Annotated in this window: 7 protein-coding genes; 2 read left to right on the plus strand and 5 right to left on the minus strand. The window is 62.1% G+C overall.

Annotated elements, in window-relative coordinates; translation table 11 throughout:
* Positions 1-33 precede the first annotated feature (33 nt).
* Positions 34-405 carry a 30S ribosomal protein S12 gene (gene rpsL / locus EB231_RS21725; RefSeq protein WP_006333356.1) on the minus strand — a complete coding sequence of 124 codons (372 nt, stop codon included), beginning with the start codon at positions 403-405 and terminating at the stop codon, positions 34-36.
* A gap of 473 nt (positions 406-878) precedes the next feature.
* On the opposite strand from rpsL, the gene EB231_RS21730 reads away from it, so the two are divergent.
* Together EB231_RS21730 and EB231_RS21735 are read left to right on the plus strand one after the other, a co-directional pair.
* Positions 879-1,160: a transcriptional regulator gene (locus EB231_RS21730; RefSeq protein ID WP_172350637.1), complete on the plus strand. Its 282-nt coding sequence runs from the start codon at positions 879-881 to the stop codon at positions 1,158-1,160.
* 113 nt (positions 1,161-1,273) lie between these two features.
* On the plus strand, positions 1,274-2,209 hold the full coding sequence (locus tag EB231_RS21735; protein WP_172350638.1) for a Gfo/Idh/MocA family protein: 936 nt from the start codon (positions 1,274-1,276) through the stop codon (positions 2,207-2,209).
* Positions 2,210-2,599: 390 nt separating this feature from the next.
* On the opposite strand, the gene EB231_RS21740 is transcribed toward EB231_RS21735, so the two are convergent.
* The 4 genes from EB231_RS21740 to rplL form a co-directional block, all read right to left on the minus strand.
* On the minus strand, positions 2,600-3,265 hold the full coding sequence (locus tag EB231_RS21740; protein ID WP_172350639.1) for an O-methyltransferase: 666 nt from the start codon (positions 3,263-3,265) through the stop codon (positions 2,600-2,602).
* A 211-nt stretch (positions 3,266-3,476) separates the two neighbouring features.
* Entirely contained in the window at positions 3,477-7,673 is a 4,197-nt protein-coding gene (gene rpoC, locus EB231_RS21745) for a DNA-directed RNA polymerase subunit beta' (RefSeq protein ID WP_056568394.1), read from the minus strand.
* Between the two features lie 129 nt (positions 7,674-7,802).
* Positions 7,803-11,939 carry a DNA-directed RNA polymerase subunit beta gene (gene rpoB / locus EB231_RS21750; RefSeq protein WP_172350640.1) on the minus strand — a complete coding sequence of 1,379 codons (4,137 nt, stop codon included), beginning with the start codon at positions 11,937-11,939 and terminating at the stop codon, positions 7,803-7,805.
* A 262-nt stretch (positions 11,940-12,201) separates the two neighbouring features.
* Positions 12,202-12,579, minus strand: a complete 378-nt coding sequence (gene rplL, locus EB231_RS21755) for a 50S ribosomal protein L7/L12 (RefSeq protein WP_010909265.1) — start codon at positions 12,577-12,579, stop codon at positions 12,202-12,204.
* Positions 12,580-12,608 lie beyond the last annotated feature (29 nt).

Raw genomic sequence — 12,608 nt, forward strand, 5'->3', positions numbered from 1 at the left:
GCGCAGTCAAAAAAGCGCCGAAGCCGGAAAACCTTACTTCGGACGCTTCGCACCGTATTTCGAACGGCGCTGCTTGCGGTTCTTCACACCCTGCGTGTCGAGCACGCCACGGATGATGTGGTAGCGGACGCCCGGAAGATCCTTGACGCGGCCGCCGCGGATCATGACCACGGAGTGCTCCTGAAGGTTGTGACCTTCGCCGGGGATGTAACCGATCACCTCAAAACCATTGGTCAGGCGGATCTTGGCCACCTTGCGCAGCGCCGAGTTCGGCTTCTTCGGCGTCGTCGTGTAGACGCGCGTGCAGACGCCCCGCTTCTGCGGGTTCTGCTGCATGGCCGGGACCTTGTTGCGCTTCACCGGCGCAATGCGCGGCTTGCGGATCAGCTGGTTGACGGTAGGCATTAAACCCTCTTGTCTCTCAATTCCGTGTCTCGCCCGGTCAGGGCCGCTCAAAGCGTCATTTCCATACGCAAATTCGGGCCACAAACCGCGCTTCGCGGTCTTGCCCGAACAAATGGCAGAGGAAGCGGAAGCCGCTTCATGCACGCCGGAAATGTCTTTTCGCTCGTAAAACGAACCCTGTTTGAAGCAAACTCCAAAGCGTGTCGCTTCGGAAAGGAGAGCCTCACATCGGTTCTGACTGGGCGGCTTCTACTCGCAAGCCCGCGAAGCGTCAACCCCGCAACGGCAAATATTGCACTGAAGCCCTGGCTTGGCAGCCATGCGAAAACCGCATGTAATTTTCTTTCGCCAATTTGCAAGGTCGAGGAAGAAAGTGACCGGCTTTTGGCTTTTGCGCGACCTCGCTTCATGCGAAAAGCCGCCTGAGCAACTCAAAATCCCCTCGCCTGCCCCTTGCCAGGAGGAATCAGTCCGTGAACGACAATGAAGAACGCCCGGTCACCATCATTACCGGCCGGGTGTGGAAGCGCAAAGGCGGCAAAGTGGAAGGCGTGCATGTCATGCTGGTCGCTCCCGATGACGATTCGGCGGTGCGCCGCGCTCTCGAATCGCTTGCCGCGGAAGGTTACGCGGAGGCTGAGCTCGACCAGATCGGCGACATGGAAGGCGTGCCCGATGACGAGCCGCATCTGTCCGCCTACCAGGGCGCCCTCGAAGGTGAAGTGTCGATCGTCACCTTCGAAGAACCGATCTGAGAACCAGGTCCGGACGCGGCTGACGTCGGCCGGACCGACGCTCCATCCACTGCAACTTGCCCGGCTGCCGTCTCACGCCTGGAAAAATCTGCCCTTCCCATTCTGGAGCCCCCATGTCCTCGAACAGCAATCCCATCAAGATAGGCATCGTCGGCGTCGGCAAGATCGTGCGCGACCAGCACCTGCCGACCCTGGCCAAGGACCAGAACTATCGCCTCGCCGCCGCGGCAAGCCGGCACGGCAAGGTCGACGGCATCCCGAATTTTCCCACCATCGAGGCGATGCTAGACGCGGTGCCGGAGCTTGAGGCCGTCTCGCTCTGCATGCCACCGCAGTTCCGTTACGATGCCGCGCGCACCGCGCTCGAGGCGAAGAAACATGTCTTCCTTGAAAAGCCGCCTGGCGCCACGGTCAGCGAGGTCGAGGACCTGAAGGTGCTGGCCGCGAAAAACGGCGTCTCCCTGTTCGCCAGCTGGCATTCCCGCTATGCGCCGGCGGTGGAGGCCGCACGCAGCTTTCTCGCATCGACCCGGATCCGCTCGGCAGCGATCGTCTGGAAGGAAGACGTACGCCGCTGGCATCCGAACCAGGAGTGGATCTGGGCGCCGGGCGGCTTCGGGGTCTTCGATCCCGGCATCAACGCGCTGTCGATCGTGACCCACATCCTGCCGGCGATGTTCATCACCTCGGCCGTGCTCGACTTTCCCGAAAACCGCGCTGCCCCGGTCGCGGCGCAAGTCAACTTCCGCACCTCGAACGGATTGCCGGTGACGATGGACCTCGACTGGCTGCAGACCGGCCCGCAAAGCTGGGACATCCTGGCCGACACGGATGCAGGCAAGATGGTGCTTTCCGGTGGTGGCTCGAAGCTCGCCATTGACGGCCGTGTCGTCCATGACGAGCCGGAGGCGGAATACCCGATGCTCTACAAGCGTTTCGCGGAGATCGTCCGCGCCGGCGCCTCGGACGTCGATCTCGCGCCACTACAGCATGTCGCCGACGCCTTCATGCTCGGCAAGCGCAACGTGGTCGAGGCGTTTTTTGACTGAATTGAACGGGAAAAGGTCTGCATTGCTATCATGAACCTTGGCCGGGATATGTTCCTGGCTTAGGCCCGGAGACGATCGGTGCGGTGCGACGTCCGAATTCCAATTGACCCAGCCAAGCTGGGCAATCTCGCCATACCGAACGAAATTTGAACGGTCGAAACCGTGTTCGGCGTCGTTGTATGAGATCACGGTTCGGCCGATCAGCGCTACAACCAGATGCGACGATCATCGCCAGCCGAGGTCCGGTGAATCCACTGTTCCGAATCGATGCTGATCGTGTCCCAGAGCCTTCGCTGCGCAAAGCTCATGCGCTCTCGACCCTTGTCGATCCGGCTCCAAAGAGCTGCCTCGCTCATCTGAATAACATCCCTCAAGATCAGGCTTGCGGTTTCATTCGACAATCGCAATCGCAAAGCCATCATAACCCTTGGCGCCGACTGTCTGGATGGCGGTACCATCGAGGCGCTTGTCGCCGCCGATGAATGAGAACGCCGCCCGCGCGCCCACGACATTGGCGTCACGGCCACCCTTTTCGATCACCGCGCCATCGCGGATGACATTGTCGCAGATAAGCACCGTCCCCGGCCGCGAAAGCCGCACGGCCCAGGACAGGTAGTTCGGGTTGTTCGGCTTGTCGGCATCGATGAAGATGAGATCGAACGGCCCGGCATTCTCGGCGCTTAGCGCCGCAAGCGACTGAAGGGCCGGCCCGACCCGCACTTCCACGCGTTCCGACACGCCCGCACGGACAAAATTCGCCCCCGCGACCCTGGCGTGGTGCGGATCGAGTTCAAGCGTCATGACCTTGCCATCCGTGGGCAAGGCACGCGCCATCCAGATCGTGGAGTAACCGCCCAGCGTGCCGATTTCGAGGATCTTCTTTGCTCCATGAATTCGTGCAAGAAGCGAAAGCAGCTTGCCTTGCGCCGGCGAGACGTCGATCGGCGGCAAACCTTGGTCACGATTGGTCGCCAGAACAGCGTCGAGGGCGGAATCCGCCTCGAACAGGGCATCGACGATGTAGTCGTCGACAGCAGCCCAGGTTTTCCTGCTCATCGTTTTCTTCTCCGATCGAAAGCGAACGCGGAAGGGTCGGAACGCGTGGACCTCTCTTGCCGCCATGGATATCAACTTCGCCACGCCCCGGAAAACAAAAAGGCCGCCGGATTGCCCCGACGGCCCTGTTGCCTGAGATTTCTTACTTTTTCTGGCGCAATTCCGGACGGAAAACCGTTTTACACTTTTCCTGGAATTGCTCCCGCCGCGCTTACTGCGCGGCGGTTGTCATATCGGCCAGCATCGGCTCGGCGACTTCCACACCGGAGGCCTTGCGGCGCTCGTCGATGATCAGTTCGTCGCGCGAGGTGGCGATGCGCCGGATCTGGCTCATCGTGCCGCCGGTACCGGCCGGGATCAGCCGGCCGACGATGACGTTTTCCTTCAAGCCCTGCAGCATGTCGGTCTTGCCGGCAACCGCGGCTTCCGTCAGCACCCTGGTCGTCTCCTGGAAGGAGGCGGCCGAGATGAAGGACGGCGTCTGCAGCGAGGCCTTGGTGATGCCGAGCAGCACCGGCTGGCCTTCGGCCGGCTTCTTGCCGTCCTCGATCAGACGCTCGTTGACCTCTTCCAGCTCGATCACGTCGACGTGGTCGCCCGGAATGTAGGTCGAGTCGCCCTGCGTGGTGATCTCGACCTTCTGCAGCATCTGGCGAACGATCACCTCGATGTGCTTGTCGTTGATCGAAACGCCCTGCAGGCGGTAGACTTCCTGGATCTCATTGACGAGGTAGGACGCAAGTGCCTCCACGCCCTTGATCGCCAGGATGTCGTGCGGCGCCGGATTGCCGTCGAGGATGTAGTCGCCCTTCTCGATGACGTCACCGTCCTGGAGATGGAACGGCTTGCCCTTCGGGATCAGGTATTCGACCGGCTCGAGCGTCGAGTCATGCGGCTCGATAATGATGCGGCGCTTGTTCTTGTAGTCGCGGCCGAAGCGGATCGTGCCATCGATCTCGGCGATGATGGCGTGATCCTTCGGACGACGTGCCTCGAACAGTTCGGCAACACGCGGCAGACCGCCGGTGATGTCCTTGGTCTTGGCGCTTTCCATCGGGATACGCGCCAGCACGTCGCCGGGACGAACCTGCGCACCCGGCTCGACCGAGAGAATGGCCTCGACCGAGAGCAGGAAGCGGGCATCGCCACCCTTCGACAGCTTGCCGACCTTGCCCTTGGCGTCCTGAACGACGATCGCCGGCTTCAGATCGTTGCCGCGCGGCGTCGAACGCCAGTCGATGACCTCACGCTTGGTGATGCCGGTCGACTCGTCGGCCGTTTCCTGGACGGAAATACCGTCGACCAGATCCTCGAACGCCACCTTGCCCTCGATTTCGGTGAGGATCGGGCGGGTGTAGGGATCCCACTCGGCGATACGCTGTCCACGCTTCACCTTGTCGCCATCGTCCACGAAGATACGCGAACCATAGGTGACACGGTGCGTGGCGCGCTCCTTGCCGGCTTCGTCGAGGATCAGAACCGCCATGTTGCGGCCCATGACCATCTGCTGGCCGTCGGAGTTGCGCACCACGTTGCGGTTGCGGATCTCGACCTTGCCCTCATAGGAGGCTTCAAGGAACGAGCTGTCCACCACCTGCGCGGTACCGCCCATGTGGAAGGTACGCATGGTGAGCTGGGTGCCCGGCTCGCCGATCGACTGCGCCGCGATGACGCCGACGGCTTCACCCTGGTTGACCGGGGTGCCGCGCGCCAGATCGCGTCCGTAGCAGACCGCGCACACGCCAACCCTGACCTCGCAGGTCAGTGCCGAGCGGATGCGGACGGACTGGACGCCGGCCTTTTCGATCTGTTCCACGTCGCGCTCGTCCATCAGCGTTCCGGCCTTGACCAGCAGGTCGCCGGTCACCGGATGGTTGATGTCGTCGAGCGCGGTGCGGCCCAGCACGCGCTGGCCGACCGAAGCAACGACCTGACCGGCATCGACGATCGGCTGCATGGTGAGGCCCTTGTCGGTGCCGCAATCCACGGAGTTGACGATGCAGTCCTGCGCCACGTCGACCAGACGGCGGGTGAGGTAACCCGAGTTCGCCGTCTTCAAGGCGGTGTCGGCCAGACCCTTGCGGGCGCCGTGGGTCGAGTTGAAGTACTCGAGCACGGTCAGGCCTTCCTTGAAGTTCGAGATGATCGGCGTCTCGATGATTTCACCCGACGGCTTGGCCATCAGGCCGCGCATGCCGGCGAGCTGACGCATCTGGGTGGGCGAGCCACGCGCACCGGAGTGCGACATCATGTAGATCGAGTTCATCGGCTTCTGACGGCCATTGTCCTCGAACTCGACCGCCTTGATGCGGGCCATCATCTCGTCGGCGACCTTTTCCGAGCACTTGGCCCAGGCGTCGACGACCTTGTTGTATTTCTCGCCCTGCGTGATCAGACCGTCATTGTACTGCTGCTCGTATTCCTTGGCCAAAGCCTCGGTGTCGGAGACCAACTTGATCTTGCTATCCGGGATCAGCATGTCGTCCTTGCCGAACGAAATGCCGGCACGGCAGGCATGAGCGAAACCGAGCGCCATGATGCGGTCGCAGAAAATGACCGTCTCCTTCTGACCGCAATGGCGGTAGACGGTGTCGATCATCTTGGAGATGTTCTTCTTGGTCATCTCCTGGTTGGCGGTCTCGTAAGGCACATTGACGTTCTTCGGCAGAAGCTCGCCGATGATCATGCGGCCAGGCGTGGTGTCATGGATCTTCGACACGACCTTGCCTTCGGCGTCGACCGTGCGGAAGCGGCCCTTGATCTTGGCGTGCAGGGTCACCGCCTTGGTCTCGAGCGCGTGCTGGAGTTCGCCCATGTCGGCAAACACCATGCCCTCGCCCGGCTCGTTCTGGTTGACGATCGAGAGATAGTAGAGACCCAGAACCATGTCCTGCGACGGCACGATGATCGGCGCGCCGGAAGCCGGGTGCAGGATGTTGTTGGTCGACATCATCAGCACGCGGGCTTCAAGCTGCGCTTCCAGGGACAGCGGCACGTGAACAGCCATCTGGTCACCGTCGAAGTCGGCGTTGAAGGCCGTGCAGACCAGCGGGTGCAGCTGGATCGCCTTGCCTTCGATCAGGATCGGCTCGAACGCCTGGATGCCGAGGCGGTGCAGCGTCGGCGCGCGGTTCAGGAGAACCGGGTGCTCGCGGATGACCTCGTCGAGAATATCCCAGACCTCCGGACGCTCCTTCTCGACCAGCTTCTTCGCCTGCTTGACGGTCGAGGAATAACCCTTGGCGTCAAGACGGGCGTAGATGAAGGGCTTGAACAGTTCGAGCGCCATCTTCTTCGGCAGGCCGCACTGGTGCAGCTTGAGCTCGGGACCGGTGACGATGACCGAGCGGCCGGAATAGTCGACGCGCTTGCCGAGCAGGTTCTGGCGGAACCGGCCCTGCTTGCCCTTGAGCATGTCGGACAGCGACTTCAGCGGACGCTTGTTCGCGCCAGTGATGACGCGGCCGCGACGGCCGTTGTCGAACAGCGCGTCGACGGCTTCCTGCAGCATGCGCTTTTCATTGCGCACGATGATGCCGGGCGCGCGCAGTTCGATCAGCCGCTTCAGACGGTTGTTGCGGTTGATGACGCGGCGGTAGAGATCGTTCAGGTCGGACGTGGCGAAACGACCGCCGTCCAGGGGGACAAGCGGGCGCAGGTCCGGCGGGATCACCGGGACCACCTTCATGATCATCCATTCCGGACGGTTGCCGGATTCCATGAAGTTCTCGACGACCTTGAGCCGCTTCAGATACTTCTTCTGCTTCAGCTCGGACGTGGTCGAAGCCAGTTCCGAACGCAGGTCGCCGGCGATCTTCTCCAGGTCCATGCCGGCCAGGAGGTCATGAATGGCCTCGGCGCCGATCATGGCGGTGAAGGAATCCTCGCCATACTCGTCGACGGCGATCATGTACTCTTCCTCGCTGAGCAGCTGGTGCTCCTTCAGCGCGGTGAGGCCAGGCTCGGTGACAATGTAGTTCTCGAAATAGAGGACACGCTCGATATCCTTCAGCGTCATGTCGAGCAGAGTGCCGATGCGCGAGGGCAGCGACTTCAGGAACCAGATATGAGCGACGGGAGCGGCGAGCTCGATATGGCCCATGCGCTCGCGACGGACGCGCGACAGCGTGACTTCGACGCCGCACTTCTCGCAGATGACGCCCTTGTACTTCATGCGCTTGTACTTGCCGCACAGGCACTCATAGTCCTTGATCGGGCCAAAAATGCGCGCGCAGAACAGACCGTCACGCTCCGGCTTGAAGGTGCGGTAGTTGATGGTCTCCGGCTTCTTGATCTCGCCGAACGACCAGGACAGAATCTTCTCAGGGCTGGCCAGTGAGATCCGGATGGAATCGAACACCTGCGCAGGCGCCTGCGGATTGAAGAGATTCATGACCTCTTGGTTCATGCCGTTCTCCTTTTCGGGGTCCTCGAAAACCCCTTGCATCTAACGCGGGCCAAACGCCCGCCGTCTTTGTCGGCCACTGGCCGTCGAATTCGTTTGGCGCGCCGCAACTTCGTGCGGCGCGCCGTAGCCTTACTCAGCCGCGTCGGGCAGCCGGACAGGGTTGTCGTCGAGCTTGGTGTTCTCCAGCTCGACATTGAGGCCGAGAGACCGCATTTCCTTGACGAGCACGTTGAAGCTCTCCGGGATGCCGGCCTCGAAGGTGTCGTCGCCGCGGACGATCGCCTCGTAGACCTTGGTGCGGCCGGCGACGTCGTCCGACTTCACCGTCAGCATTTCCTGCAGCGTGTAGGCGGCGCCATAGGCTTCCAGCGCCCAGACCTCCATTTCGCCGAAGCGCTGGCCACCGAACTGCGCCTTGCCGCCCAGCGGCTGCTGGGTGACGAGCGAGTACGGACCGATCGAACGCGCATGGATCTTGTCGTCCACCAGGTGGTGAAGCTTGAGCATGTAGATATAGCCCATCGTCACCTTGCGATCGAACGGCTCGCCCGTGCGTCCGTCATAGAGCTGCGACTGACCGCTGGTGTGCAGGCCCGCCTGCTCCAGCATGATGTTGATGTCAGCCTCGTGCGCGCCGTCGAACACCGGGGTCGCGATCGAGACGCCGCGGCGCATCTGCTCGCTGAGGCGAACAATGCTCTCGTCGTCATACTCACGGATCGGCTCGTTGCGGTCATTGGCCGGCATGAAGCTTTCCAGCGTCTTGCGCAGCGGCTTGATGTCGCCGGCCGCCTTGTACGTGTCGATCAGCTCGCCGATCTTCTTGCCCATGCCTGCGCAAGCCCAGCCCAGATGCGTTTCCAGGATCTGGCCGACATTCATGCGGCTCGGCACACCCAGCGGGTTGAGCACGATATCGGCATGCGTGCCGTCCTCGAGGAAAGGCATGTCCTCGACCGGAACGATGCGCGACACGACACCCTTGTTGCCGTGACGGCCGGCCATCTTGTCGCCCGGCTGCATCTTGCGCTTCACCGCCACGAAGACCTTGACCATCTTCATGACGCCCGGAGGCATTTCGTCGCCGCGCTGCACCTTCTCGACCTTGTCCATGAAGCGCTGTTCGAGCGCCTTCTTGGAGTCGTCGTACTGGCCACGCAGGGCTTCCAGTTCGCTCTGGAGCTTTTCGTTCTCCACGGCAAACTGCCACCATTGCGAACGCGGATACTCGTCGAGCGTATCCTTCGACAGCGTCGAGCCCTTCTTGAAGCCCTTCGGTCCAGCGATCGCTTCCTTGCCGACGAGCACGTCGGAAAGACGCGCGTAGACGTTGCGGTCCAGGATGGCCTGCTCGTCGTCACGGTCCTTGGCGAGGCGTTCGATCTCCTCGCGCTCGATCGCCATGGCGCGCTCGTCCTTCTCCACACCGTGGCGATTGAACACGCGCACCTCGACGACGGTGCCGAAAGTGCCCGGAGGCATGCGCATCGAGGTGTCGCGCACGTCGGAAGCCTTTTCGCCGAAGATGGCGCGCAGAAGCTTCTCTTCCGGTGTCATCGGGCTTTCGCCCTTCGGCGTGATCTTGCCGACCAGGATGTCGCCCGGCTGCACTTCCGCGCCGATATAGACGATGCCGGCTTCATCGAGGTTCTTCAGCGCTTCTTCCGAAACGTTCGGAATGTCGCGCGTGATTTCCTCCGGACCGAGCTTGGTATCGCGCGCCATGACCTCGAACTCCTCGATGTGGATCGAGGTGAAGACGTCGTCGGCGACGATACGCTCGGAGAGCAGGATCGAGTCCTCGTAGTTGTAGCCGTTCCACGGCATGAACGCGACCAGCACGTTGCGGCCGAGTGCCAGATCACCGAGCTCCGTCGACGGACCGTCGGCGATGATGTCACCCTTGTTGACCCGGTCACCCATACGCACCAGCGGACGCTGGTTGATGCAGGTATTCTGGTTCGAACGCTGGAACTTCATCAGCCGGTAGATATCGACGCCGGACTTGCCCGGATCGAGATCCTCGGTGGCGCGGATAACGATACGCGTCGCGTCCACCTGGTCGACGATGCCACCACGGCGAGCGCCGATGGCGGCGCCCGAGTCACGGGCGACGATCGGCTCCATGCCGGTGCCGACGAACGGCGCCTCGGCGCGCACCAGCGGCACGGCCTGACGCTGCATGTTCGAGCCCATCAGCGCGCGGTTGGCGTCGTCGTTCTCGAGGAACGGGATCAGGGCCGCGGCCACCGACACCATCTGCTTGGGCGAAACGTCCATCAGATCGACGTTTTCGCGCGGCGCCATCATCACTTCGCCGGCACTGCGGCAAATGACGAACTCGTCCACGAAGCCACCATTCTTGTCGAGCTCGGCATTGGCCTGCGCGACATGGTGCTTGGCTTCTTCCATCGCCGAGAGATAGACGACGTCATTGGTCAGCTTGCCGTCGACGATCTTGCGGTACGGGCTCTCGATGAAACCGTACTTGTTGACGCGCGCGAAGGTGGCCAGCGAGTTGATCAGACCGATATTCGGACCTTCCGGCGTCTCGATCGGGCAGATACGGCCGTAATGCGTCGGGTGCACGTCGCGCACCTCGAAGCCGGCACGCTCGCGGGTCAGACCGCCCGGTCCAAGCGCCGACAGGCGGCGCTTGTGGGTGATCTCCGACAGCGGGTTGGTCTGGTCCATGAACTGCGACAGCTGCGAGGAACCGAAGAACTCGCGCACGGCGGCGGCCGCCGGCTTGGCGTTGATCAGATCCTGCGGCATGACCGTGTCGATCTCGATCGAGGACATACGCTCCTTGATCGCGCGCTCCATGCGCAGCAGGCCGACGCGGTACTGGTTCTCCATCAGCTCGCCGACGGAACGCACGCGGCGGTTGCCGAGATTGTCGATGTCGTCGATCTCGCCCTTGCCGTCGCGCAGTTCGACCAGCGTCTTGACCACGGCCAGGATGTCTTCCTTGCGCAGAACGCGCACGGTGTCCTCGGCCTTGAGCTCGAGGCGCATGTTCATCTTGACACGGCCGACAGCCGACAGGTCATAGCGCTCGCTGTCGAAGAACAGCGAGTTGAACATGGCTTCGGCGGTCTCGAGCGTCGGCGGCTCGCCGGGGCGCATGACACGATAGATGTCGAACAGTGCGTCCTGGCGGCTCTCGTTCTTGTCGACGGCGAGCGTGTTTCTGATATAGGCGCCGACATTGACGTGGTCGATGTCGAGGATCTTGATCTCCTGCTCGCCGGTGCCGAGCAGCACCTTGAGCGTCTTTTCGTCGATCTCGTCACCGGCCTCGAGGAAGATCTCGCCGGTTGCGTAGTTGACGATGTCCTCGGCCAGATAGTTGCCGAGCAGATCCTCGTCGGTCGCCTTGATCGCCTTCAGACCCTTCTCGCCAAGCTGGCGCGCCTGACGGGCGGTGATCTTCTTGCCGGCTTCGACAACGACCTCGCCCGTATCGGCGTCGACCAGGTCGCCGACGGCCTTGAGGCCGCGGAAGCGCTCGACGTTGAACGGAATGCGCCAGTGGTCGCCGGCGCGCACATAGCTGATCTTGTTGTAGAAGGTCGACAGAATCTCTTCGCCATCCATGCCGAGCGCCATCAGCAGCGACGTCACCGGAATCTTGCGGCGGCGGTCGATGCGGGCGTGCACGACGTCCTTGGAATCGAACTCGATGTCGAGCCAGGAGCCGCGATAAGGAATGACGCGCGCGGCGAACAGAAGCTTGCCCGACGAGTGCGACTTGCCCTTGTCGTGGTCGAAGAAGACGCCCGGCGAACGGTGCATCTGCGAGACGATGACGCGCTCGGTGCCGTTGACGATGAAGGTGCCGTTCAAGGTCATGAGCGGCATGTCGCCCATGTAGACGTCCTGCTCCTTGATGTCCTTGATCGACTTGGCGCCGGTATCCTCGTCAATATCGAACACGATGAGGCGCAGCGTCACCTTCAGTGGCGCGGCATAGGTCAGGTCACGCTGACGGCATTCGTCAACGTCGAATTTCGGTCCTTCGAACTCGTACTTCACGAACTCCAGCATCGAGGAGCCGGAAAAATCGGAGATCGGGAAGACCGACTTGAAAACAGCCTGCAGTCCCTCGTCCGGACGCCCGCCCTTGGGCTCGTCCACCATCAGGAATTGGTCATAGGACGCCTTCTGAACCTCGATCAGGTTCGGCATCTCCGCAACTTCCGGAATCTTTCCGAAGAACTTGCGTACGCGTCTGCGGCCATTGAAAGTCTGGGTCTGGGCCATCGTCGCTCCTTAGCTCAAAACTCGGGACGGACCTCGCCGCGGTCCGCCTTGCATACCGAGCCGCCTGGGCGGCGGCTCTCTGTCTGTTCTCCGTCCGCCCAACGAACTGCTTGTCGGCGGCCGGCTAAAACGGGAGAAAACCCGTTTCCTGAAGGCCGGTTGCGGCCCTCAGGAAAGAGGTTCTCGTACATCTCGCGCTACGCGTCCTCCCTCCAGGCGAAGGGAGTGGCGGACGGCGCGAGGCCGCCCGCCGCTTATACGCTTACTTCAGGTCGACCTTGGCGCCGGCTGCTTCCAGCTGGGCCTTGAACTTGTCGGCGTCGGCCTTGGAAACGCCTTCCTTGACCGGCTTCGGAGCCGCTTCGACCAGGTCCTTGGCTTCCTTGAGACCAAGACCGGTGATGGCGCGGACTTCCTTGATGACGTTGATCTTCTGAGCGCCGGCGTCGGTGAGGACGACGTCGAATTCCGTCTTTTCCTCGGCCGGAGCAGCAGCAGCGGCAGCGCCGCCAGCAGCGGCAACCGCCACCGGAGCAGCAGCCGAAACGCCCCACTTTTCTTCCAGAAGCTTCGACAGCTCGGCCGCCTCGAGGACGGTCAGCTTCGAAAGGTCGTCTACGATCTTTGCGAGATCAGCCATTGTTGTATTCCTTCGTTAGGTTCGAACGT

Source organism: Mesorhizobium sp. NZP2298 (assembly GCF_013170825.1).
Taxonomy (GTDB): Bacteria; Pseudomonadota; Alphaproteobacteria; order Rhizobiales; family Rhizobiaceae; genus Mesorhizobium.